The sequence below is a fragment of the Brachybacterium sp. SYSU DS0246 genome (assembly GCF_059391765.1).
This window is the reverse complement of sequence record NZ_JBZXYT010000004.1, coordinates 48728-72719: the sequence shown is the minus strand read 5'-3', so window position 1 is coordinate 72719 and position 23992 is coordinate 48728. Positions and strand designations below refer to the sequence as shown.

The 23992-nt window shown below is 70.6% G+C and carries 22 protein-coding genes and 2 tRNA genes; 11 read left to right on the top strand and 13 right to left on the bottom strand.

Translation table 11 applies throughout. From position 1 onward, the window contains the following. Positions 1–200 precede the first annotated feature (200 nt). From aceE to AC5020_RS03065, 5 genes are all read left to right on the top strand, one after another. Positions 201–2945, top strand: coding sequence for a pyruvate dehydrogenase (acetyl-transferring), homodimeric type (gene aceE, locus AC5020_RS03085; RefSeq protein WP_464987178.1), 2745 nt, complete (start codon positions 201–203; stop codon positions 2943–2945). 108 nt (positions 2946–3053) lie between these two features. Beyond that, positions 3054–4013 (top strand): ACP S-malonyltransferase, encoded by a 960-nt coding sequence (locus AC5020_RS03080; RefSeq protein WP_464987177.1) that lies wholly within the window; start codon positions 3054–3056, stop codon positions 4011–4013. A 1-nt stretch (position 4014) separates the two neighbouring features. Next, a complete protein-coding gene (locus AC5020_RS03075) occupies positions 4015–5022 on the top strand; it encodes a beta-ketoacyl-ACP synthase III (RefSeq protein ID WP_464987176.1) in 1008 nt (335 codons plus the stop codon). Between the two features lie 137 nt (positions 5023–5159). Continuing rightward, positions 5160–5408, top strand: a complete 249-nt coding sequence (locus AC5020_RS03070; protein ID WP_377016879.1) for an acyl carrier protein — start codon at positions 5160–5162, stop codon at positions 5406–5408. 73 nt (positions 5409–5481) lie between these two features. Beyond that, complete coding sequence (locus AC5020_RS03065; RefSeq protein WP_464987175.1) at positions 5482–6723, top strand: beta-ketoacyl-[acyl-carrier-protein] synthase family protein; 1242 nt, start codon at positions 5482–5484, stop codon at positions 6721–6723. Positions 6724–6886: 163 nt separating this feature from the next. Here the strand turns inward: AC5020_RS03065 and AC5020_RS03060 are convergent, their stop codons facing one another. The 4 genes from AC5020_RS03060 to AC5020_RS03045 all read right to left on the bottom strand — a co-directional run bounded on the left by AC5020_RS03060 (position 6887) and on the right by AC5020_RS03045 (position 8657). Continuing rightward, the gene (locus AC5020_RS03060; RefSeq protein WP_377016875.1) at positions 6887–7378 is read right to left on the bottom strand and encodes a DUF3145 domain-containing protein; all 492 of its coding nucleotides are present in this window, start codon (positions 7376–7378) and stop codon (positions 6887–6889) included. 96 nt (positions 7379–7474) lie between these two features. Next, complete coding sequence (locus AC5020_RS03055) at positions 7475–7963, bottom strand: peptide deformylase (protein WP_464987174.1); 489 nt, start codon at positions 7961–7963, stop codon at positions 7475–7477. Further along, positions 7960–8508, bottom strand: a complete 549-nt coding sequence (locus AC5020_RS03050) for an OsmC family protein (protein ID WP_377793977.1) — start codon at positions 8506–8508, stop codon at positions 7960–7962. Before AC5020_RS03050 ends, AC5020_RS03055 begins: the two co-directional genes overlap by 4 nt. A 73-nt stretch (positions 8509–8581) precedes the next feature. Next, positions 8582–8657 (bottom strand) — tRNA-Asn (locus tag AC5020_RS03045). A gap of 230 nt (positions 8658–8887) precedes the next feature. Between AC5020_RS03045 and AC5020_RS03040 the strand changes: the two genes are divergently transcribed. Together AC5020_RS03040 and AC5020_RS03035 are read left to right on the top strand one after the other, a co-directional pair. Further along, positions 8888–8961: transfer RNA gene (locus AC5020_RS03040), tRNA-Ile, on the top strand. Positions 8962–9056: 95 nt separating this feature from the next. Further along, positions 9057–9857: a CHAD domain-containing protein gene (locus AC5020_RS03035; protein ID WP_464987173.1), complete on the top strand. Its 801-nt coding sequence runs from the start codon at positions 9057–9059 to the stop codon at positions 9855–9857. A 114-nt stretch (positions 9858–9971) separates the two neighbouring features. Here AC5020_RS03035 and AC5020_RS03030 read toward each other — a convergent pair whose 3' ends face one another. The 5 genes from AC5020_RS03030 to dusB form a co-directional block, all read right to left on the bottom strand. Beyond that, positions 9972–10682 (bottom strand): LuxR C-terminal-related transcriptional regulator, encoded by a 711-nt coding sequence (locus tag AC5020_RS03030; RefSeq protein ID WP_464987172.1) that lies wholly within the window; start codon positions 10680–10682, stop codon positions 9972–9974. After that, positions 10675–11847 carry a sensor histidine kinase gene (locus AC5020_RS03025; RefSeq protein WP_464987171.1) on the bottom strand — a complete coding sequence of 391 codons (1173 nt, stop codon included), beginning with the start codon at positions 11845–11847 and terminating at the stop codon, positions 10675–10677. Before AC5020_RS03025 ends, AC5020_RS03030 begins: the two co-directional genes overlap by 8 nt. Positions 11848–12133: 286 nt before the next feature. Continuing rightward, the gene (gene dnaG, locus AC5020_RS03020) at positions 12134–14110 is read right to left on the bottom strand and encodes a DNA primase (RefSeq protein ID WP_464987170.1); all 1977 of its coding nucleotides are present in this window, start codon (positions 14108–14110) and stop codon (positions 12134–12136) included. 4 nt (positions 14111–14114) lie between these two features. Then, positions 14115–15413 (bottom strand): deoxyguanosinetriphosphate triphosphohydrolase, encoded by a 1299-nt coding sequence (locus AC5020_RS03015; protein ID WP_464987169.1) that lies wholly within the window; start codon positions 15411–15413, stop codon positions 14115–14117. Between the two features lie 4 nt (positions 15414–15417). Next, on the bottom strand, positions 15418–16668 hold the full coding sequence (dusB, locus tag AC5020_RS03010; RefSeq protein ID WP_464987168.1) for a tRNA dihydrouridine synthase DusB: 1251 nt from the start codon (positions 16666–16668) through the stop codon (positions 15418–15420). A 198-nt stretch (positions 16669–16866) separates the two neighbouring features. On the opposite strand from dusB, the gene AC5020_RS03005 reads away from it, so the two are divergent. Further along, the gene (locus AC5020_RS03005; RefSeq protein WP_464987167.1) at positions 16867–17241 is read left to right on the top strand and encodes a helix-turn-helix domain-containing protein; all 375 of its coding nucleotides are present in this window, start codon (positions 16867–16869) and stop codon (positions 17239–17241) included. Here the strand turns inward: AC5020_RS03005 and AC5020_RS03000 are convergent. The 4 genes from AC5020_RS03000 to AC5020_RS02985 form a co-directional block, all read right to left on the bottom strand. Next, complete coding sequence (locus tag AC5020_RS03000; protein WP_377803534.1) at positions 17219–17821, bottom strand: ClpP family protease; 603 nt, start codon at positions 17819–17821, stop codon at positions 17219–17221. The two genes, AC5020_RS03005 and AC5020_RS03000, sit on opposite strands and share 23 nt — an antisense overlap. After that, the gene (locus tag AC5020_RS02995; RefSeq protein ID WP_464987166.1) at positions 17818–18522 is read right to left on the bottom strand and encodes a ClpP family protease; all 705 of its coding nucleotides are present in this window, start codon (positions 18520–18522) and stop codon (positions 17818–17820) included. The genes AC5020_RS03000 and AC5020_RS02995 overlap by 4 nt, the downstream gene beginning before the upstream one ends. Positions 18523–18632: 110 nt before the next feature. After that, the gene (locus tag AC5020_RS02990; RefSeq protein WP_464987165.1) at positions 18633–19658 is read right to left on the bottom strand and encodes a DUF4037 domain-containing protein; all 1026 of its coding nucleotides are present in this window, start codon (positions 19656–19658) and stop codon (positions 18633–18635) included. A gap of 25 nt (positions 19659–19683) precedes the next feature. After that, a complete protein-coding gene (locus AC5020_RS02985) occupies positions 19684–21075 on the bottom strand; it encodes a glycine--tRNA ligase (protein WP_464987164.1) in 1392 nt (463 codons plus the stop codon). A gap of 195 nt (positions 21076–21270) precedes the next feature. Here AC5020_RS02985 and AC5020_RS02980 point away from each other — a divergent pair, with 195 nt between their 5' ends. The 3 genes from AC5020_RS02980 to AC5020_RS02970 are packed head-to-tail and all read left to right on the top strand — an operon-like array spanning position 21271 to position 23983. Beyond that, the gene (locus AC5020_RS02980) at positions 21271–22284 is read left to right on the top strand and encodes a metal ABC transporter substrate-binding protein (protein WP_377016845.1); all 1014 of its coding nucleotides are present in this window, start codon (positions 21271–21273) and stop codon (positions 22282–22284) included. Beyond that, on the top strand, positions 22281–23072 hold the full coding sequence (locus AC5020_RS02975; RefSeq protein ID WP_464987163.1) for a metal ABC transporter ATP-binding protein: 792 nt from the start codon (positions 22281–22283) through the stop codon (positions 23070–23072). The genes AC5020_RS02980 and AC5020_RS02975 overlap by 4 nt, the downstream gene beginning before the upstream one ends. Beyond that, complete coding sequence (locus AC5020_RS02970) at positions 23069–23983, top strand: metal ABC transporter permease (RefSeq protein WP_464987162.1); 915 nt, start codon at positions 23069–23071, stop codon at positions 23981–23983. Before AC5020_RS02975 ends, AC5020_RS02970 begins: the two co-directional genes overlap by 4 nt. The last annotated feature ends 9 nt before the right edge of the window (positions 23984–23992 follow it).

Here is a 23992-nt window from a genome sequence, read left to right as displayed (position 1 = left end):
CCCTCCGCCACCTGCGGGCCTGTGACTCCGGCGCGCCCGTACGGGGTGTCCGGCGTCTCACACCTGAGGAGGGATCGTGAAGGGCCCTCCGCGCCCCGGCGACGGTAGGCTTGCTCGGACCGAGGCCGAAGGAGCCGGGCCCACCGGCGTTCCACTGCTCCCACGGCCGGTCCATCGCCTCCCGAAGAGAGAAGGACAGTGTGAGTTCGCACGAGACCCCTCGTCCCATCGGCATCAACCTGCCCAGTCACGCGCAGGATCCCGACCCGGAGGAGACGCAGGAGTGGTTGGACTCGTTCGACGGACTCGTCGAGCACCGGGGCGACGAGCGCGCCTCGGAGGTCGTCCAGAGCCTCATCCAGCACGCCCGTGAACGCGACCTGGAGCTTCCGGAGTCGCTGACCACGGACTACGTCAACACCATTCCCGTCGAGGAGCAGCCCGAGTACCCCGGTGACGTGGAGCTCGAGAAGGAGCTGCGCAACATCAACCGCTGGAACGCAGCGATGCTCGTCCATCGCGCCCAGCGCCCCGGGGTCGCCGTCGGCGGCCACCTCTCCAGCTACGCCTCCATCGCCACGATGTACGAGGTCGGCTTCAACCACTTCTTCCGTGGCCGCAACCACCCCGGCGGCGGCGATCACGTCTTCTTCCAGGGCCACGCCTCCCCCGGGATCTACGCGCGCGCCTACATGATGGGCCGCCTCGGCCAGGAGGATCTGGACGGCTTCCGCCAGGAGTTCTCCAGCGAGCACGGCATGCCCTCGTACCCGCACCCGCGGGCGATGCAGGACTTCTGGGAGTTCCCGACGGTCTCGATGGGCATCGGCCCGGTCGCGGCGATCGAGCAGGCCTCCTTCGACCGCTATCTCAGCAACCGCGGGCTGAAGGACACCAGCGAGCAGCACACCTGGGCGTTCCTCGGCGACGGCGAGATGGACGAGGTCGAGTCCCGCGGCGCGCTGCACATCGCCGCCAAGGAGCACCTGGACAACCTCACCTTCGTCATCAACTGCAACCTGCAGCGGCTCGACGGGCCGGTGCGCGGCAACGGCAAGATCATCCAGGAGCTCGAGGCGCAGTTCCGTGGCGCGGGCTGGAACGTCATCAAAGTCGTCTGGGGCTCCGGCTGGGATCCTCTGCTGGCCAAGTCCACCGACGGTGCGCTCATCGACCTGATGAACGCCACTCCCGATGGTGACTACCAGACGTACCGCGCCGAATCCGGCGGCTTCATCCGGGACAACTTCTTCGGGCGCGATCCGCGCACCAAGGCGCTCGTGGAGGACCTCTCCGACGACGACATCTGGTGGAAGCTCAACCGCGGCGGGCACGACGCCCAGAAGGTCTACGCCGCCTTCCAGGCCGCCATGGCCCAGAAGGGCAAGCCGACCGTCATCCTCGCCCAGACCGTCAAGGGATACCGGCTGGGGACGAACTTCGCGGGCCGCAACGCGACCCACCAGATGAAGAAGTTCACCCTCGAGGATCTCAAGGCGCTCCGCGACACGCTGCGCATCCCCGTGACGGATGAGCAGCTCGAGTCCGGCAGCGTCTACGACGCCCCGCTCTACCTGCCGGATGACGACGCCCCGGTGATGAAGTATCTCAAGCAGCGCCGCGAGGAGCTCGGCGGGCCCATGCCCTCACGCAGCACCGAGCACAAGGCGCTCGAGCTGCCCGGCGACAAGGCCTACGAGGTCACCCGTCGCGGGTCGGGCAAGCAGGAGATCGCCACCACCATGGCACTGGTGCGTCTGCTCAAGGACCTCATGCGTGACAAGGAGACCGGCAAGCGCTGGGTCCCGATCGTCCCCGACGAGGCGCGCACCTTCGGCATGGACTCGCTGTTCCCGACGGCGAAGATCTACAACCCCGACGGGCAGAACTACCTCTCGGTCGATCGTGACCTGCTGCTGGCCTACAAGGAGTCCACCTCCGGCCAGATCAAGCACATGGGCATCAACGAGATCAGCTCCACGGCAGCCTTCACCGCCGCGGGCACCTCGTACGCCACGCACGACTTCCCGATGATCCCGCTGTACATCTTCTACTCGATGTTCGGGTTCCAGCGCACCGGCGACTTCTTCTGGGCCGCCGGGGACCAGATGGCCAAGGGCTTCGTCATCGGCGCGACGGCCGGCAAGACCACGCTGGCCGGCGAGGGCCTCCAGCACATGGACGGCCACTCGCCGATCCTGGCCGCCACCAACCCCGGCGCGGTGATCTACGACCCTGCGTACGGGTACGAGCTCGGCCACATCATCCGCGACGGTCTGCAGCGCATGTACGGCGAGGACGACCGCCTGCAGGAGGTCTTCTACTACATCACCGTCTACAACGAGCCGATCGTCCAGCCCGCGGAGCCGGAGGACCTGGACGTCGAGGGCCTGCTGAAGGGGATGTACGTCGTCGAGGGCCTGCCCGAGGGCGACGGGCCCGAGGCACAGTTGCTAGCCTCCGGCGTCGGCGTGCCGTGGGCCCGCCACGCCCGCGAGCTGCTGGCCGAGGACTGGGGCGTACGCGCCAACGTCTGGTCGGTGACCTCCTGGACGGAGCTGCGCAAGGAGGCCCTGGAGGCGGAGAAGCACAACCTGCTCAGCCCCGAGGATCAGCGCACCCCGTGGATCTCGCAGCGCCTCGAGGGCGTCAGCGGCCCGTTCGTGGCGACCTCCGACTACGACTTCATGGTCCCGGACATGATCCGCGAATGGGTCCCGGGGCAGTACGGCGTGCTCGGGGCCGACGGATGGGGCTTCTCCGACACCCGCCCGGCGGCTCGACGCCACCTGAAGATCGACGCGCACTCCATGGTCGTCAAGACCCTGCAGCTGCTGGCCCGCGAGGGCAAGATCGACGCCGCGGTGGTCCGCCAGGCCATCGACAAGTACGACCTGCTGAACGTCAACGCCGGCCAGTCCGGCTCGTTCGGCGGCGAGTCCTGATCACCGCCGGGTCATCCCTCGTACGCGAGGGATGACCCGGCGTCCGCTTCCCCCACGGCGCCGCACCCCCGAGCGCCGCTCCCCGCATTCCCCGTCCTGGAGGTCCTCGTGCTCGCGATCGTCTGCCCCGGCCAAGGGGCCCAGAAGCCCGGATTCCTGAGCCCGTGGCGTGAGCTGCCCGGCGTCGAGGCGATGCTCGCCTCATTGTCCGAGGCCGCCGGCGTGGACCTCCTGCGTCACGGCACCGAGTCCGACGCCGACACCATCCGCGACACGGCCATCGCTCAGCCGCTGCTGGTCGCGGCGGGTATCATCGCGGGCACCCAGCTCGGTCCCCAGGACGACGGTCCCGATCTGCCGCCGGCCGACGTCATCGCGGGCCACAGCGTCGGCGAGCTGACCGCCGCCGCCCTGGCCCACGTCCTCAGCGATGAGGATGCGATGCGTCTGGTGGCCGTCCGCTCCCAGGCGATGGCGAAGGCCGCCGCCGCGGAGCCCACGGGGATGGCCGCGGTCGTCGGCGGGGCCCGCGACGAGGTCCTGGCCGCGATCGAGCGCCACGGACTGCACGCCGCGAACATCAACTCCGCCGCGCAGGTGGTCGCCGCCGGCTCGACCGACGCTCTCGCCGCCCTGGCCGAGGATGCGCCGTCGCGAGCGCGGGTGATCCCGCTGCCGGTTGCCGGCGCGTTCCATACTCCGTACATGGCCGGAGCCCGCGACGAGCTCGCCGGCTTCGTTCCCTCGCTTTCCGTCGCGGACCCGTCCTCGCCGCTGATCTCCAACGCCGGCGGCGAATCGGTCTCCACCGGGTCCCGCTACCTCGAGCTGATCGTCACCCAGGTCGCCTCCCCCGTCGACTGGGAGGCGTGCATGGGCGCGCTGCGCGATCGCGGCGTGACCGGGATGGTCGAGCTCTCGCCGGCCGGCACCCTGACCGGCCTGGCCAAGCGCGATCTCAAGGGCGTCGCGACGGTCAACCTCAACACGCCCGACGATCTCGAGGCCGCCCGCGACCTGGTGCACGAGCACGCCGGTGTCGCCGCGTCCGAAGGCCAGGAGCACTGACATGGCAGCGCGAGTCTCCCTCCAGCACCGCCCCACCGTCCCGGGATCCCAGGTCCTGGCCTACGGCGCCGCCCGCGGCGATCTCGTCGTGCCCAACGATGACCTGGTCGGGCCGATCGACTCCTCGGACGAGTGGATCCGTCAGCGCACCGGGATCATCACCCGCACCCGAGCCAGCAAGGACGTCGGCGTCAAGGACCTGTCGCTGACCGCGGCGAAGGAGGCGATCGAGAGTTCCGGGATCGACCTCGAGACGCTCGACGCGATCATCGTCTCGACCATCTCCTTCCCGTATCCCACGCCGTCGCTGGCGACGCTGCTGGCGGGCGAGCTGGGCCGCCCCGATGTCATCGCCTACGACATCTCCGCGGCCTGCGCCGGGTTCGCGTACGGCATCGGCCAGGCCGACGCCCTGATCCGCACCGGAGCGGCACGCCACGTGCTGGTCATCGGCGCCGAGAAGCTCTCCGACTTCGTCTCCCCCACCGACCGTTCGATCTCCTTCCTGCTGGGCGACGGCGCCGGCGCGGCGATCGTCGGCCCCAGCGACGAGCCGAAGATCGGCCCCACCGTATGGGGCAGCGACGGGGACAGCTGGGACACGATCCGCATGACGGGCTCGATGATCGACTTCCGTGACGGGACGGGCGACTGGCCCACGCTCGAGCAGGACGGTCGCACGGTGTTCCGCTGGGCCGTGTGGCACACCGCCCAGAAGGTCCGCGAGATGCTCGACGCCTCCGGACTGAGTGTCGAGGGCGTCGACGTGTTCGTCCCCCACCAGGCCAACATGCGCATCGTCGACGAGCTCGCCAAGCAGCTGCAGCTGCGCGAGGACGTCGTCATCGGCCGGGACATCGCGGAGACCGGGAACACCTCGGCCGCCTCGATCCCTCTGGCCACCCACCGCCTGATCCAGGAGGGAGCCGTCCGCAGCGGCGACGTCCTGGTCCAGTTCGGCTTCGGGGCGGGCCTGGCCTACGCCGGCCAGGTGCTCGTCCTCCCCTGACCGCTGCGGACACATCGCGCCGGGGTGCTTGTCACCCGCGTCACGCCCGTGCCACTATCTCGCCTCGGCTGCCGGATCCCCGGCCGCGACGCGGGTAGTCTTTGACCGCCAACATTCCATAGACCTAAGGAGAACCCATGGCACACACCGAGAACGAGATCCTCGAGGGCCTCGCCGAGATCGTCAACGAGGAGACGGGTGTCGCCACCGAGGACGTCAAGCTCGAGAAGTCCTTCACCGACGACCTCGACATCGACTCGATCTCGATGATGACCATCGTGGTCAACGCCGAGGAGAAGTTCGACGTGCGCATCCCCGACGAAGAGGTCAAGAACCTCGCCACCGTCGGCGACGCCGTCAAGTACATCGAGGGCGCGCAGTCCTGATCCCCGCTTGACGCCCGGGACGTTCCCGTCCCGGGCGTCGCCGCCTTCTCGCCCACCCGACCTGGAGGTCCGCATGTCCGCTTCCCGCTCCCGTGTCGCCGTCACCGGTCTCGGCACCGTCAACCCGCTCGGCGGTGACGTCGCCTCCACCTGGAACGCCGCGCTGGCCGGTACCTCCACCGCCCGTACGCTCGAGAACGACTGGAAGGAGCGCTACGGCCTGGCCGTGGACTTCGCCTGCCAGATCGCCATCGACCCGTTCGAGCACCTCGCCCGGCCCGAGGCGAAGAAGCTGGACCCCTCGGGCCAGTACTCGATGATCGCCGCCCGCGAGGCCTGGGCGGATGCGGGAACGCCCGACGTCGATCCCACCCGGTTGGGCGTGGTCGTCGGCACCGGCATCGGCGGAGTCTGGACGATCCTGGACCAGTGGGACGTGGTGCGCGAGCGCGGCGCCCGCCGGGTCAACCCCTTCACCGTCCCGATGCTGATGGCGAACTCCTCCAGTGCGCACATCGAGATCGAGCTCGGGGCCCGCGCCGGCGCCCACACGCCGGTCTCGGCCTGCGCCTCCGGCGCCGAGGCGGTCGCCGGCGGGATGGACATGATCCGCTCGGGCCGCGCGGATGTCGTGGTCGTCGGCGGCACCGAGGCCTGCGTGCACCCCCTGCCGCTGGCCGGCTTCGCCAACATCCGCGCCCTCTCCCCCCGCGTCGACGATCCCGAGCACGCCTCCCGGCCCTACGACGTGGACCGTGACGGCTTCGTCCTCGGCGAGGGCGCAGCCATCCTCGTGCTCGAGAGCGAGGAGCACGCCGCCGCCCGCGGTGCCCGCGTGTACGCCTACGCCGCGGGACGCGGCATGGCCTCGGACGCGTACCACATCTCGGCCCCCTCGCTCGAGGGGCAGTCCCGCGCGGTGCGCGAGGCGGTCACCGACGGCGACGTCGCGCCGGCCGACGTGGTCCACGTCAACGCCCACGGCACCTCGACGCCGCTCGGCGACATCAGCGAGCTCAACGCCGTCTCCGATGCGCTGGACGGGGTCACCGATCAGCTGGTGGTCACCTCGACCAAGTCGATGACCGGCCACCTGCTCGGCGGCGCGGGCGCGCTGGAATCCGTCTTCTCGGTCCTCGCTTCCCACCACCGCGTCTCCCCGCCCACGATCAACATCGAGAACCTCGATCCCGAGGTCTCGCTGAACGTGGCTCAGAACAAGCCGGTGGACCTCCCCGGTGGTGACATCGCCGTGCTCAACAATGCCTTCGGCTTCGGCGGGCACGACGTCGCCGTGCTCTTCACCAGCGCCTGAGCGCCGGGTCGCGCAGCGACCACAGGATTCTCACCGCGACCACGCAGGATCTCGCCGCGACCACGCAGGATACAGAGAGCGCCGCATCTCCTGGCCAGATGCGGCGCTCTCGCGTCGGGCGCGGTGCCCGACCTGCCGGTGGCCGACGAGGGCGAGGCGGGAATCAGCCCACGCGGTGCAGCCAGCGCATGGGCACGCCGTCGCCGGCGTGCCGGTAGATCTCGAGGTCCTCGTCCCAGGGCTCCCCGAGCGCGATGCCCAGCTCGCGGCGCAGCGCCGAGGGATCATCCCCCGCACGCTCCATGCATCCGCGCACGCGGTCCTCGGTGAGCACCGTGTTGCCGGCGTGGTCGGTCGCGGCGTGGTGGATGCCGAGCTCCGGGGTGCAGCTCCAGCGCGCCCCGTCCGTGGACGCGGTCGCCTCCTGCGTCACCTCGAAGCGCACCTCGTGCATGCCGCGCAGTGCGCTGACGAGCCGCGCGCCGGTGTCCTCGCGGCCCCGCCACGTCATCTCGGCGCGCACCAGGCCGCGGCCGACATGCTGCTCGTCCCAGTGGATGCGCGAGGGCATGCCGAGGACTCCGCTGGCGGCCCATTCGATATGCGGTGCGAGGGCTCGCGGAGCGGAGTGCACATACAGAACGCCCTGAGTCATCTCGTTCCTTCCGGTTTCCGATGCGTCTTCCCCAACGAATCGGTACCGTCCGGACGGAAATGAGATGCCAGACCGGGTCTGTGTCCTGGCCTTACTTTAGAGGGTCTCTCTGATCTGGCGCAATGCCTTCTTCTTGACGGACCTCTCGAGCCCGTCGATGTAGAGCTCGCCATCGAGGTGTGCGACCTCGTGCTGGATCAGCCGGGCGACGATTCCTTCTCCGGCCAGCTCGATGTCATTGCCGTCGACGTCCGTGCCCACACACCGCGCATAGGCGCTGCGGGTGCGCGGGAAGAACAGACCGGGAATCGACAGGCAGCCCTCGTCGTCGTCCTGGGTCTCCTCGGAGAGCTCGACGATGGCCGGATTGAGAATGTGCCCGGCGCCGTGGTCCTCGAGATTCCAGGAGAACGCGCGCAGGCTTACCCCGATCTGATTGGCCGCCACGCCGGCGCGGCCCTCGTCGTCGACGGTGTCCATGAGGTCCCGGGCAAGGTTGCGGGTGGCGTCGGTGACCGTCCTGATCGGGTCGCACGGGGTGCGCAGAACCGGGTCCCCGACGATGCGGATGGGCCGGATGGTCATCGCTCGACCTGCCCCGTCGCCTCGGCGTCCTCGCCCGTGGCAGAGAGGGAGCTCTCCGCGGATCCGTGCGCGGTCTCCGCCTCCGGGGCGGCTCCGGCTCCGCCGAGCACCTCGTGGGTGACCTCGACGCCGGGGACGATGGTGCGCTCGACCGTGCATCCGGCGGCGACGGCGCGCCCGAAGACCTTCGTGATCTCAGCGGTCTCGGCCTCGGTGAGCTGCTCCACGGGGAGCTGCACCTGCTCGGCGATCGAGTGGTACCGGTTGTCGGAGTCCTCCGAGAGACCGTGCGCCCACAGCCGCATGTCGAAGTCCTCGCCCAGACGGCGGGAGAGGTTGACGTCACTGCTCATGCCGGCGCAGCCGATCAGGGCGAGCTTCAGGAGCTCGCCGGGGCTGATCTCACCCTCGCCCAGTCCGATCGGGATCTCGACGCCGCGCTGGTTGCGGCCGACGAGGGTGCGGTGGCCGGAGCGGTCGGCCCAGACGCTTCCCGGGCCGAAGTCCTCGGGGAGCTCGAAGCGATCATCGGGGACAGAGGACATCGTCCTGCTCCTTCACGAGAACCTGGTGAACGAAGAACAGCCCCGGAGTGACCCCGGGGCTGTTCTCCTCCTGTGGCTCCCGCAGTTGGACTTGAACCAACAACCCTTCGATTAACAGTCGAATGCTCTGCCGATTGAGCTATGCGGGATCGACCTGGAAGACTCTAGCAGGAGCAGCACCTGGGCGCACCTCCGAGCGGGCATCCCGCCGGGCACTATGACGCATCTAACCACACCACCGTGGACACGTGCCGGGGCGCGGCACGTCCTGGCTCCGGGTCGGCGCCCAACGGCCGTCGTACCGCGTGCACGCGTCACATCGCGCCAGGTCATGGGCTCGGCCCGTGGTAAGTTCGACGACGCCCTGCCCAGGGCGCACGGGCCAGTAGCTCAGCCGGTCAGAGCAGCGGACTCATAATCCGTCGGTCGCGGGTTCAAGCCCCGCCTGGCCTACCCCGACGCCGTCCGGCCGGTGCCGGTCGCAGAAGGACGTTCTCGTGGCCCGGCCGGACGAGCAGCGATGCTCGAGGGGACGAAGGAGACGATCGGTGAGTGCTGAGGACCCCCTGGCCCGCTACGTCCGGGAGCATGCACAGCGAGCTCTGAGCGGGCTCGAGTCGATCGCGCGGGACGCCGACGTGGAGTCGGTCCACCACACGCGAACCTCCCTGCGCCGGTTGCGGGCGACGGTGCGCACCTTCGCCCGCTCCTTCCCGGAGCCCGGCGCCCTCGATGAGGATCTGCGGTTCGTCGCCCTGGCACTCGGACGGATCCGCGACGCCGATGTCCTCGCCGGCAGCCTGCTGCCCGAACTGGAGGCCCTTCCCGATGAGCTCGTGCTCGGCCCGGCGCGCCGCGACCTCGCCGAGGCGCTCTCAGCGCGTCGGCGAGAAGGACTCGACGCACTGTCGGCGGCCTGCGAGGACCCGCGATGGGGACGTGCGACGGAACAGCTGACCGCCTGGTGCAGCGACCCGCCGGCCCTGACGGGACAGGACGTCGCCAAGACCCTCAAGAAGTCCCGGCGTCGGGTCCGTCGCCGCATCCGCAGCTCCGAGGGGCACCCCGTCGCACTGCACTCGGCGCGCAAGGCCGCCAAGCGGTGGCGGTACGCAGCCGAGCTGCTGGCCGACGCCGAGCCCGCGGCGGCCACGCACCTCGAGCAGGCCACCACGGCGCAGCAGGTGCTGGGAGACCTGCAGGACGCGGTCGTCGCGTGCGAGTTCCTGCGAGAGCACGCCGCACTGGGTGCCCGCAGCGGCCACAACGCCTTCACCACCGGGCTGCTGTACGCCTCGGCGCGCGGAGGGGTCGAGGATGCCACTGCCCGAGCGCTCGATCTCGTCTGAACGAGCCCGGACGCCGGTCCGCGGGGCGACGGCCGACCCGGTGCCGGTCCACCAGGAGCCGGGCCAGCCGTACCGCTCGACCGGGACGAGTCGCGATGGTGGACCGCGACGGGTCTACCGGTCGTCGAGGTAGCGCAGCACGGCCTGGACACGGCGGCTGGTCTGTTCGTCCCCGGCCAGCTCGAGTTTGTCGAAGATGGCGCTGATCGCCTTCTCCACCGTGCTCAGCGAGACGAACATGCGCTCGGCGATTCCGCGGTTCGAGAGACCCTCCGCCATCGCCTCGAGCACCTCGATCTCCCGCGGCGTCAGGCGGCTCACCGCCTTCTGCTGCTCCGGCGCGCGCAGCAGGGCACGGACCACGGCCGGGTCGATCACGGTGCCTCCGTCGGCGACCCGGTGGACGGCGTCGAGGAAGCTGTCGATCTCGGTGACCCGGTCCTTGAGCAGGTACCCGATCCCGGGGGTCTCGGTGCCCAGCAGCTCGCTGGCGTACTCGCGCGCCACGTACTGGGAGAGCATCAGCACCCCGACGTCCGGGTGGTCGCGCTTGATCCGCACCGCGGCCAGCAGCCCTTCGTTGGTGTGGGTGGGCGGCATGCGCACGTCGACGATCGCCAGGCGCGGATGATGCGCGGCGACCGCGCTCAGCAGGGCGTCTCCGTCCCCCACGGAGGCGAGGACGTCGATGCCCTCGTCGACCAGCAGGCTGCGGACACCCTCACGAAGCAGCACCGCATCGTCGGCGAGGACCACGCTGAGCGGCGCGCGGGGACCCTCCCCGTCGGGCTGTTCGGGGGTCGACGGGACGTGGGGCTCAGTCACAGGGCATCTCCGCGGTGATGACGGTGGGGCCGCCGGGCGGGCTGTTCACGCTCACGCTACCGTCCAGCGCTGCGACCCGCCTGGCCAGGCCCTGCAGTCCGCCGCCTTCGGGATCGGCACCGCCGGTGCCGTCGTCGTGGACCGCCAGCCGCAGGACGCGCCGGTCGGGCTCGCCCTCAGTGGCCACGGTGATCCGGATGGTGCGGGCACCGGCATGCTTGACCACGTTGGTCACCGCTTCCCGCGCCACGAAGTAGGCGGCCGATTCGACCGCCGGAGGCAGCTCGGCCTCGATTCTGTGGTCCACGTGGACCGGCACCGGGCTGGTCGCGGCGACACCGTCCAGGGCGGCGACCAGTCCGTGCTCGTCGAGTGTGGTCGGGTAGATCCGCCAGGCCACCTGGCGGACCTCCTCGATCAGAGCCTGGGACTGGCCGTGAGCCTGCTCCAGCAGCTGGGCGGAACGGTGGGGATCCGTGGCGCGCCGGGCCCGGGCCAGCGTCACCGACAGCGAGACCACGTTCTGCTGGACCCCGTCGTGCAGATCGCGCTCGATACGGCGGCGTTCGTCGTCGATCGCCACGACCACGCCGCGGCGCGTGGTCAGCAGGCGGCTGATGCGGGTCTCCAGCGCATCCTGGCGCGTGACCGTCGTCCAGCGGCCCAGGAGCTTCGCCTGCAACCAGACCGCGAACTCGGCGTAGAGGGCCGTGGCCAGCAGGCTGGAGGTCCCGAAGATCACCAGCACCGGCAGCGCAGGACGACTGATGGTCCACACGGCGAACTCGAGCACCACGGGACCGGCCGCCAGCAGCTGGGTGAAACTGCCCAGGACGACCGCGGCGACCAGCAGCAGCAGATCGCACATCACGTACCCGAGCACCGCCGACAACGGCCCGTGCAGCAGCGCTCGGCGTCCGCCGAGGAAGGCACCGTCCCCCGCCCCGACCTGCAGTTGGTAGAAGCGGCGCAGGCGGTACAGCTCCCAGCGGCGCACCCGACGGAAGGGGGCCCGCAGGCGCATCAACTGCAGCGGGGCTGCGAGCACGAGCAGCGGTCCGATCAGGAGTCCGAGCACGGTTCCCACGACGTGACGCACCGCGCGCCGCGCGAGCCGCGTGTACTCGCGCGGGAGCTGGTACCTCGAGAGGTCGGGCAGTCGCATGGGGGCAGCTCCGGGTGGCTGCGAGGGATCGCCTCGGCAGCATAGGGCGTGGAACGGGGCACGCCGGTCGGCGCGCTCGGGGAACGCTACCAACGCGGCGACATCGGCCTCAGGGGGCAGGCCCTAGACCGGCTTCCGGTTTTCCGGACAGAACGTGGCTCCACGGCGCGACGGCGCAGCGACCCCGTGGCTCCATGGCTCCGTGATGGCTCCACGGCTCACGGTGGTCACGGCTCCGTCCCTGCATGGCCCCGTACCCGGTGGCGTCAGCACCTCCGGATGACGCTCACTCGACGCTCTGGCGCAGTGCCCGGCGCTTCTCCTGCACCTGCGCGAGGCGGCCCAGGATCTCCTGGTATCGCTCTCCGTCCGAGGGATCGGTGCGCTGGAGACGCTGTTTGAGCACGGAGTACTCCCGGGTGATCGACAGCTCGCTGAGACGAGCCAGCAGCGAGTTGGCCAGTCGCTGGAGCCCCTCCTCGTCGCGGGCGGGCAGGTCGAGATTCGCGATCTCCACGATCAGCGGACGCACGGTCTCCCCCGCGATCTCGAGGACCTGTTCGAGGTAGCGGGCGGGGTGGAGAGTCCCCTCCGTCGCATCCAGCAGTGTTCCGGCAGCCAGCATCACGTCCCACACGCTCTGCAGAGCCGGCACGTGGAAGGCGTCGTCCGGCAGGGCTGCCACCGTCTCGGTGTCCAGCAGGTGCGGGGTCTGCATCATCACCGCGAGGGACTGGGTCTCGACCTGTCCGACGGGGTCGCGGGGACCGACCGCGTCGGCGAGACGCGCGACGGGGACCGCGGGCTGCTCCCCCGCGCTCGCCGTCGCGGTACCGGGGCGTTCCGTGCTCAGCGGCTCGTCAGCATGCCTGCCGGTGCGGTCTTCGCTGCGGGAGGCGTCGTGGACGGCCCGCAGCACGGTGCGCTCATCCATGCCCAGCCATCCCGACAGGCGTCGGGCATATTCGGGGCGCATCGCCCGGTCGCGGATGCGTGCGACCACGGGGGCGGCCATCCGCAGCGCACTGACCTGGCCCTCGACCGTGTCGAGGTCGACCTGGGAGATCGCCGAACGAATGGCGAACTCGAACATGGGCTTGCGGGCCTCGATCAGGTCCACGACCGCCTGGTCCCCTCGAGCGATGCGCAGCTCGCACGGATCCATGCCCTCGGGCTCGACGGCGACGTAGGTCTGGGCGACGAACTTCTGGTCCTCCTCGAAGGCGCGCAGCGCGGCCTTCTGTCCGGCGGCGTCGCCGTCGAAGGTGAAGACGACCTCCCCGGAGAGCCCACGGCCGTCGGCGTTCAGCTGCAGCCCCGAGGACGGGTTTGAATCCCCCATCACGCGCCGGACGATCTTGACGTGGTCTGCGCCGAACGCGGTGCCGCAGGAGGCCACGGCAGTGGTGACGCCGGCCAGGTGCGCGGCCATCACATCGGTGTACCCCTCGACCACCACCACGCGGCGCTGTCTCGAGATCTCCTTGCGCGCCAGGTCCAGGCCGTAGAGCACGTTGGACTTGTGGTAGATCGGGCTCTCGGGCGTATTGAGGTACTTCGGGCCCTTGTCCGATTCCAGCAGCCGGCGCGCCCCGAAGCCGATGGTGTTGCCGGTGATGTCGCGGATCGGCCACACCAGCCGCCCGCGGAACCTGTCGTAGACGCCCCGCTGACCCTGGGAGACGAGCCCGCTGGCCACCAGCTCCTGCTCGGTGAAGCCGCGACCGCGCAGGACGGAGGTCAGGGAGTCCCAGCCCTCCGGGGCGAAGCCGACGCCGAAGCGTTCGGCAGCCTCCCGGTCGAAGCCGCGTTCGGTCAGGAACCGGCGACCCACCTCGGCGGCCGGACCGGCCAGCTGCTCGCAGTAGTACTCCTCGGCGATGGCGTGAGCATCCAGCAGGCGGCGACGGGTCCCGAAATCGGGACGGTCACCGCGCCCGCCGCCCGAGCTCGACTCCTCGTAGCGCAGCTGGATCCCGTAGCGGCCCGCCAGGAGCTCGACGGCCTCGACGAAGCTGAGGTGATTGATCTTCTGGACGAAGGAGATGACATCGCCGCCCTCGCCGCACCCGAAGCAGTGCCATTGGCCCAGCTGCGGCCGGATGTTGAACGACGGGGTCTTCTCGTCGTGGAAGGGGCACAGGCCCTTCATCGAGCCGATTCCGGCAGTGCGCAGGGTGACGTGCTCGGCGACGACCTCGTCCAGGCGCGAGCGTTCGCGCACCAGGTTGATGTCGTCGCGATTGATCAGTCCCTGGGCCACCCGATCACAGCTCCGATCCGAGTCCGGGCAGCGGGGTGTCCGCTGCGGTGACATGCGTGAGCTCCCGGTCGAACAGCACCTCGTGCAGGCGCCGGGCCGTGACGTCCGTGTAGGAGGCGATCTGATCGACGACCACGCGTCGACGGGAGTCGTCGTCGCCGGCAGCCTCCCACAGCTCGGCGAACAGCGGGCTGAGATACACCGTGCCGGTGTTCCACAGCCGCGAGTACAGGTCGCGGATGATCTCCTCCTGCGCCTCGTAGACCGGCTGCTGGGTGGCCGAGGACATCACGTAGGCAGCGGCCAGCCCCTTGAGCACGGCGATCTCGAGGTGCGTCTGCTCGGGCACCACGGCTTCCCCGCTGTAGCGGGCGATGGGCTCCTCGCCGTGGGCGGTGCGGGTGGCGGTGACGACCGAGCGGGTGAACCGCCCGATGAGCTGGCTGGTCATGTTCTTCAGAGCGGCCGCCGAGCGCATCGTGCCCGTGAACGACGGCGTCCAGTACGGCTCGGCCTCGAGGCGCTGCAGGGCGGCGTCGAGCGCGCCGATGGATTCATCGGGCATGTACCAGTCCTGGACCACGTACAGGGCCGCGGAGCGCTCCATCGGCTCCTGCAGCTTCGCGAGGTCCAGGGTCAGTCCGGTGACGGCGTCCTCGATGTCGTGGACGCAATAGGCGATGTCGTCGGCCAGATCCATGACCTGCGCCTCGAAGCACTTGCGGCCCGGGACGGCGCCCCGGCGGGCCCATTCGTAGACGTCGAGGTCGTCGGCGTACGCCCCGAACTTGGGCGAGTCCGGGTCCGGTCCCTGTCCGCGGGCCCAGGGGTACTTGATCGCGGCGTCCACGCTCGCCCGGGTGAGGTTGAGCCCGTAGGGGCGCTCCTCCCCGATGACTTTCGGCTCCAGGCGGGTCAGCAGGCGCAGGGTCTGGGCGTTGCCCTCGAAACCTCCGAAATCGGCGGCGAGGTCGGCCAGCACCTTCTCGCCGTTGTGGCCGAAGGGGGGATGGCCGAGGTCGTGGGAGAGGCAGGCGGCGTCGACCACGTCGGGGTCGCAGCCCAGCTCCAGACCGATGTCCCGGCCCACCTGCGCGACCTCGAGGGAATGCGTCAGGCGCGTGCGCACGAAGTCGTTGGCGCCGGCGCCGAGGACCTGCGTCTTCGCCCCGAGCCGCCGCAGCGCCGAGGAGTGCAGCACCCGGGCGCGGTCACGCTGGAACGGCGTGCGCGCCTGGGACTTGGCGGACTCGTTCACCCAGCGTTCGAGGTCGGCCTCGGTGTATCCCGCGGGCGTGGTCATCCCCTCAGCCCCCCGAGGTGTCGAGCTCGGCCTCGTGCAGCCGCTCGGCGTGGTCGGTGGTCATCGCGCGGGACTCCATCCACCCCTGGGGCACGACGGCGCGCTTGGGGCTGCCGGCCCGGCCGCGCGGGCCTTCCACGGCCTCTCCGGGGTAGGGGGAGTCCAGATCGAGCTCGGCGAGCTTCGCGTCGAGGTCGGCCAGCGACTCCATGGTGGCCAGGCGGTGGCGCATCTCGCCGCCGACGGGGTACCCCTTGAAGTACCAGGCCACGTGCTTGCGCAGGTCGCGCAGGGCGCGGCCTTCGTCCTCGAAGAACTCGACCAGCAGTTCCGCGTGCCGGCGCAGGATCCTCGCAATGTCCCCCATCGAGGGGCGGATGCGGTCGGGTCGACCGGCGAAGGCCGCGGCGAGGTCGGCGAACAGCCAGGGCCGTCCCTGGCAGCCGCGGCCGACGACGACGCCGTCGCAGCCGGTCTGCTCCATCATCGTCAGTGCGTCCTCGGCGGACCAGATGTCGCCGTTGCCGAGCACCGGGATGTCGGTCACCAGCTCCTTGAGATCGGAGATCGCGTCCCAGCGGGCGGTCCCGGAGTAATGCTGGACGACGGTGCGGCCGTGCAGGGCGATCGCGGCCGCCCCGACCTCCTGGGCGATGAGCCCGGCGTCGCGGTACGTGACGTGCTCGTCGTCGATGCCGATGCGGGTCTTCACGGTCACGGGCACGTCGGGCCCGGCGGCCTCGACGGCGCCGCGGACGATCTGGGTGAACAGCTCCGTCTTCCACGGCAGCACGCCTCCCCCGCCGCGCCGGGTCACCTTGGGCACCGGGCAGCCGAAGTTGAGGTCGATGTGGTCGACGAGGTCGCGCTCGCGCAGCATCTCGACCGCCCGGCGGACCGTGGCGGGGTCCACGCCGTACAGCTGCACCGAGCGCGGCGTCTCCCGCTCGCCCATGGTCACCAGGCGCCACGACTCCGGGTGATCCTCCACCAGGGCGCGGGTGGTGACCATCTCCGAGACGTACAGTCCCCCGTCGTGCTCGCTGTGCAGGGCCCCGAACTCGCGGCACAGCAGGCGGAAGGCCATGTTGGTGATCCCGGCCATCGGCGCGAGCACCACCGGGGTGTCGATCGTGTGCGGTCCGATCGTCAGGGCGCGGCGGGTCGGGCCATCGGCAGGCACGGTCGATGGCGTCGCAGCGGGCACGGTCACGGCATGCCCGCTCCCGGAATGCAAGGCGTCGAGGGTGGTCATCGGACTGATTGTCCCACCTGGCCGTGCCGGCGGGGAGGGTGGATGGGGGTGATGTGCATCGAACCGGGCTGGGGAGGGTCCGGGATGCGGGGGCGGCGAGGACAGTGGCGGAGGCCGACGGCAGGGGCCGCAGAGCTCTGGTTTCCGCTCTCAGCAGAGGACGCGGCGGCGAGGAGGAGTCCGGCGTAGCCTCGGGCCATGGACGGGCATCTGGAACCTCTGCTGCGCGAGCTGGTCGGCGCCGCGCTCCGCGAGGAGCGCACGCGTCAGGGCCGCACGCTCGCGCAGGTGGCCGATGCCGCCGGCATCAGCATGCAGCACCTGTCCGACGTGGAGCGGGGGCGCAAGGACCCCTCCTCCGAGATGCTCGCCGCGATCACCGGCGCCCTTGCCCTCACGGTTCCCGATCTGCTGCTGCGAGTGGCCGACGGCGCCGCGGTCACCGGCCTCGCCGCGGCGGAGCCGGTGCGGCTCGAGCTCTCCTCGCTCTCCGGTCCGGGGCGCCGGCAGATCCGGTTCGACGGCGACGGCCGGACCGCCGGCGCCGGCCTCACCGTGCTGTCGGCCGCCTGATCAGCACCTCGTCGGCCAGTCCGTAGGCGACGGTCGCCTCCGCGTCGAGCACCTGCTCTCGTTCCAGATCCCGGCGCACCTGGTCCAGGGAGCGTCCGGAATGCTCGGCGATCAGCGCCTCGAGCGCGCGGCGTATCCGTTCGACCTCCTCGGTCGCCAGGATCAGGTCCGGCACGGCGCCGCGCCCCTGCGCCTCCAGCGGGTGCAGCACGACCCGCGTGTGCGGCAGCACCCAGCGCAGCCCCGGCGTCCCGGCGGCCAGCAGCACCACCGGCGCCGCGACCACCTGGCCGACGCAGGTCACTGCCACCCGGCTGCGCACGTAGGTCAGGGTGTCGTAGATGGCCAGCACCGCCTGCGCCTCACCGCCGCTGGAGTTGAGATAGAGGTGGATCGGTGCGTCGGCCGAGTCGTTCTCCAGATGGAGAATCTGGGCGATGACCGTGTTGGCGACGCCGTCGTCGATGGGGGTGCCCACGTAGATGATCCGGTCCGAGAGCAGGCGCGAGTACACATCGGCGCTGCGCTCGACGCCGGCACCGGTGCGCTCGACGACGCTGGGGATGGTGTAGCTGCTCATCGCGCGCCTCCGTGGGCCGGACCCTGATACGTGGAGGGGACGGCGCTGGTCAGGCCGAGCGACGGGGCGGTGCGGGCCGGGACTCCCATCGGCAGCACGTCCTCGAGGGAGGTGACGATGCGGTCGCAGAACCCGTAGTCGACGGCGCCGGCGGCATCCCACATGCGGTCCCGCTCGGAGTCCGCCGCGATGGTCTCCTCGCTCTGTCCGGTGCGCTCCGCCGTGATGGCGATCAGCAGATCGCGGCCGCGCCGCAGATCCTCGGCCTGCAGTTCGATGTCCGCCGCGCTGCCGGCGAACCCGGCGGACCCCTGGTGCATGAGCACCCTGCCGTGGGGCAGGATCAGGCGTTTGCCGGGGGTGCCGTGGGTCAGGAGGTACTGCCCGGCGCTGTAGGCCATCCCCAGCGCGACGGTGCGCACGTCGCACGGGACGAGGTCGATGAGATCGCCGATGGCGAGCATGGCGGGGACCAGTCCGCCCGGGGAGTTGATGAGCAGGGTGATGTCGCGCTGCGGGTCCTCGGCGGCCAGCAGCAGCAGCTGTGCGCTGAGCCGGGCGCCGTTGTCCTGATCCAGCTCACGGTCCAGCAGCAGGATCCGGTGGTGGAGGAGGCGGGTCGCGGTGAGGTCGCCCAGCCCCTGGGGCGGGGCCGGATCGGGGGTGGTCTCGAGTCGTGGAGGGGCTGCGATGGGTGTCATGGGACCAGCCTGATCCCGCCGGCGGCGGCACGAGGATGGATCCGTCGTGCGCTGATCAGCGCACAGCAGAGGGTCCGCCGCTGACGAGAGAGCGTCGGGCAGCGTCGGCCTCAGCCGCCGACGAGGCGGCGCCGGGCGGCGGCGTCCACCAGCACGGTCACGTTGTCGCTGATCTGCTCGGCGGTGCCGACGCCGGCCGGCAGCGCCTGCACGGCCGGATCGGTGATCGTCTCCCCGAGCAGTTCGGGGATGCCGCGCACCCCGATATGCGGGCGCTCGAAGAACGCCTCGGTCGCCGGCTGCAGCGTCGGCAGCCCGATCTCGCCCTGGGCCGCTGCGAGCAGTTCGACGGCGTCGGCCAGGGCGCTCTGGCGTGTGCGCCAGTCCCGCGCCCTCAGCACCTCGTGCACGGCGATGCGGAGAGCTCCTCCACCCGGGAGCCCCGCGGCCGAGCGGGCGAGCCACTTCCCGTACGGCGGCCAGCGCCGGTGGAGCAGATGCGCGAGGTGGAGCATGGTGCGCACGTGGCGAGCGGCGATCACCGACGACCCGTCCTCGTCGCCCCGCAGGCCCGCGCGGCCGACGTCGGGGAACTCCTGGCCCAGACGCGACCAGTCGGCGGCCACGGCGTAGATCCAGAGATCGCGCGGATACCAGGCCAGGGTCTCGCGGATCCGGGAGATGGCGCCGGTGCCGTCGTGGAAGACGGGCCCGGCGGTGACCTCGAGGACGCACTGTCCGGTCAGCGAGAGCCAGTCGACGACGGTGAGTCCTCGCGCCGGGTCGAGACCGAGCCGGGAGCGCGCGAAGTCGGCGGCCGAGGCCACCTCGACCCGGTGACGGACCTGCGGGTCCCAGGTCGTCGCGAAACGGGTCGGATGTCCGCGCCAGGTCCTGGGCAGCTCGCGCTCGAGCAGGGCGTCGATCGGATCGGCCCGGTCGCCCTCGACCAGCAGTGTCAGACGAAGACCCCAGTCGTGGTCGCGGGACTGGGCATCATCGAAGCCCAGCACGTCGGAGCCCGAGCCGAGCCGGGCGGCGGCGTACCCCAGCTGAGGAGCATGACGGGTCAGCAGCGGTTGGACGAGATCCTCGAAGTACGCCTGCGAGAGCTCCGCACCGCCGCCGGCTGTCATGGGTCGCGGGGAACGCCGGGCGCCCTCAGGCGCCGATCAGCCGCGCGGCGAGGTAGGACTCCACCTGATCCAGCGCCACGCGCTCCTGGGACATGGAATCCCGCTCGCGGATCGTGACGGCCTGATCGGTGGCGGTCTCGAAGTCGACGGTGAGGCAGAACGGGGTGCCGATCTCGTCCTGGCGACGGTACCGGCGACCGATCGCCTGCGTGACGTCCATCTCGACGTTCCAGTGCTTGCGCAGCTGGTCGGCGAGCTGGGTGGCACGCGGGACGAGGTCCTCGCTCTTGGACAGGGGCAGCACGGCGGCCTTGATCGGAGCCAGGCGCGGGTCGAGCTTGAGCACGGTGCGCTTGTCGACACCGCCCTTGGAGTTCGGGGCCTCGTCCTCGGCGTAGGCGTCGGCGAGGAAGGCCATCATCGAGCGGGTCAGACCGAAGGAGGGCTCGATGACGTAGGGCGTGTAGCGCTCGTTCGACGCCTGGTCGAAGTACTGCAGCTTGGTGCCCGAGCCCTCGGTGTGGCTGGCGAGGTCGAAATCGGTGCGGTTGGCGATGCCCATGAGCTCGCCCCATTCGCTGCCGGAGAAGCCGAAGCGGTACTCGATGTCGATCGTGCCCGCGCTGTAATGGGCCCGCTCGTCCTCGGGGACGTCGAATCGGCGCAGGTTGTCCTCGGAGATCCCGAGGTCGGTGAACCAGTTCCAGCAGTCCTCGACCCAGGTCTCGAAATGCTGGTCGGCCTCCGCGGGCGGCGTGAAGAACTCGATCTCCATCTGCTCGAACTCGCGGGTGCGGAAGATGAAGTTGCCGGGGGTGATCTCGTTGCGGAATGCCTTGCCGACCTGCCCGATCCCGAAGGGCGGCTTCTGGCGGGTGGCGCCCACGACGTTGAGGAAGTTCACGAAGATGCCCTGGGCCGTCTCCGGCCGCAGGAAGTGCAGCCCGGCCTCGCTCTGGACGGGGCCGAGGTAGGTCTTGACCAGCCCGGAGAACTGCTGGGGCTCGGTGAACTCCCCGCGGGTGCCGCAGTTGGGGCAGGGCACCTCGGCGAGGCCGCCCTCGGGCGCCCGCCCCTTCTTCGCCTCGAAGGCCTCGAGCAGATGGTCCTCGCGGAACCGGTTGTGGCAGCTCTTGCACTCCACCAGCGGATCGGTGAACGTCTTGACGTGACCGGAGGCCTCCCACACGCGCTTGGGCAGGATGATCGAGGAGTCCAGGCCCACCATGTCCGCCCGCGACTGGACGAACGTGCGCCACCACTGGCGCTTGATGTTCTCCTTGATCTCCACGCCGAGCGGACCGTAGTCCCACGCGGAGCGGGTACCGCCGTAGATCTCTCCCGCCGGGAACACGAAGCCGCGCTTCTTCGCGAGTGCGATGACGTTGTCCAGCGTGCTGGCGGGGGCCTTGGCCACGGGGAGACTCCTGGTGACGGGTGAGATGGTCCGCCCCAGGATAGCCAGGTCGCGGCGTGGCCGCGCGCGGGAGGCCCTGGGGCGGCCTCGGCCGACCTGCACCGGGCCCGGTCCCGGTGTGATCGTGGGCACGAACGGGGCCGCAGGGCGTGGCGCGACTTGCCTCCCGCCCCGCCGCTGGTGAGAATGATTGTCATGTTGCACAGCTCCGCCCTGCGTCCGTCCCGCCGCTCCGTCCTCGCCCTCGCCGGCCTCGGTGCGGGCGCCGGGGCTCTCGCGGCCTGCGGGGCCGGCGGCGAAGGGTCCACGGCGCCGGTGGTGGTGGCCGGGTGCTACCCCATGGAGTACCTCCTCGACCGGATCGGCGGCGAAGAGATCGACATCGTCCAGCTGGCCAAGCCCGGGGCCGATGCACACGGCATCGAGCTCTCCCCCAAGCAGGTCATCGAGATCCAGGAGGCGGCCCTCGTCGTCCAGATCCCCGGGCTGCAGACCGCACTGGACGATGCGATCAGCTCCCATGGCGACGAGAACGTGCTGGACGTCTCCACGGTCGTCTCGATGCTCTCGGCCGACGAGGGCCACGAGCACGAGCACGAGCATGAGGGGAGCGAGCACGACGAGGCAGCGGGCTCGGGCTCGAGCGACGAGGGCGGCGCCGAGGCGGGCGGTGACGGCCATGACCACGGCATCGCCGGGGACGACCCCCACCTCTGGCACGACCCCGCACGGATGGCCGACATCGCGGACGCCCTCGCCCAGCGTCTCGGGCAGATCGTTCCGGAGGCCGCCGAGACGTTCACCGCCAACGCCGAGACGGTCCGCACCGAGCTCGAGGATCTCGATGCGGAGCTCGCGGAGAGCTTCGGTGCCGCCGACGGCGAACGCACCTTCGTGACCAGCCACACGGCCTTCTCCTATCTCGCCGATCGCTACGATCTCACCCAGGTGGGGATCACGGGTATCGATCCGGAGACCGAGCCCTCGCCGCAGCGGCTGCTGGAGCTCGAGGGGGTCATCGCCGAGGCCGGCGTGACCACGATCTTCTTCGAGACCACGGCGAGCCCGAAGGTCGCGCAGACCCTTGCCGACAACGTCGGCGTCGAGGCGGAGGAGCTCGACAACCTCGCCACGCAGCTCTCCGAGGACGCCGACTATCCTCAGGTCATGCGCGAGAACAGCCGCAAGCTCGTCGAGAGCTGGTCATGACGGCCGCCACGGACTCGCCGGCACCCGCCGGCGCTCTGGACCCGGTGGTCGAGGTCCGGGGCGCGCGGGTCGCTCTCGGCGGCAACCGCGTCCTCCACGACGTCGACCTCCGCCTCGACCGGGGTGAACTGGTCGCGCTGCTGGGTGCCAACGGCTCCGGGAAGTCGACGCTGCTGCGCGCCGTGCTCGGGGTGCTGCCGCTGGAGGCCGGCACCGTGCGCCTGTTCGGGCAGTCCGTGCGCAAGCGGGCCTCGCATGATCGTCTCGGGTACGTCCCGCAGGACAATCCGGCGGCCGGCTCCATCCCGGCCACGGCGCGCGAGACCGTCGCCACGGGCCTGCTCGGATCGCGCTCGTGGTTCCTCCGTCGCCGCGATCCGCGCATCGAGCGGGCGCTGGAGGCGGTCGGTCTGGTCGACCTCGTCGACCGGCCGATCACCCGCATGTCCGGCGGTCAGCGCCGCCGCGTGATGATCGCCCGCGCCCTGGTGCGCGACCCCGAGGTGCTGGTCCTGGACGAGCCCTTCGCCGGCATCGACGTCGGTACGCAGGATCTGATCGCGGGCCTGTTCCGGGAGCTCTCCGCCCGCGGCACCAGCATCCTGGTGGTCCTGCACGAGACCGGTGCCCTGGAGGACCAGCTGACCCGCGCCGTCGTGCTCGACCACGGGCGCGTGGTCCATGACGGGCCCGAGGCGCAGCGCCCCGAGCTGGACCCCGGTCACGACCACACCGGCCCGATCGACCGGATCGACGAGTGCCTCGGACAGGAGATCCACCCCGCATGATCTCTCCGCTCGACATCCTTACCTACGACGTGCTGCGGTACCCGCTGATCATCGCGGTGCTGATCGGTCTGACCGCCCCGGTGGTGGGTACCTTCCTGGTCCAGAAGCGTCTGTCGCTGCTGGGCGATGGCCTGGGCCATGTGGCTCTGACCGGTGTCGCCGTCGGCTGGCTGGTCGGCGCGTGGGTCGCCGCCACCCCCGCCGATCTGCTGGCGATCCCCGGCGCGCTGGCCGCCTCCGTGATCGGGGCGCTGGCCATCGAGTACGTGCGGGAGTTCGGCCACACCAGTCGCGACGTCGCCCTGGCGATCCTGTTCTACGGGGGCATCGCCGGCGGTGTGGTGATCATCCAGCTCGCCGGTGGCACGTCACAGAACCTCATGGGCTACCTGTTCGGGTCCCTGTCGACCGTGACCCTGCCCGACGTCACCATCGCCGTGGCGCTGGCCGTGGTGGTCCTGGCCATCGGGCTGGGTCTGAACGGTCTGCTCTCCGCGGTCACCAGCGACGAGGAGTTCGCCCGCGCATCCGGTCTGCCGGTGCGGCTGGTGAACATTCTGGTCGCGGTCATGGCCGCTCTCACCGTGACGCTGTCGATGCGCATCGTGGGCGCCCTGATGGTCTCGGCACTGATGATCGTGCCCGTCGCGGCGGCACAGAACCTGGTGGTGGGCTTTGCCCGCACCATGCGCACCGCCATGGTGATCGCCGTCGCGTGCGCTCTGGGCGGCCTGCTGATCACCGTGAACGTGGATCTCCCGCCGGGCGGGGTGATCGTGCTGCTGACCATCGCGGTCTACGCGGTCGGCCTCGTCATCGCCGGGGCCCGCGGTACCGCCCGCTCACGGCGGAATCGCGACCTCACCGCCGCGCCGCCGGAGCCCGAGGCGATGGACGCAGCGCGCGGATGAGTCCGTCCG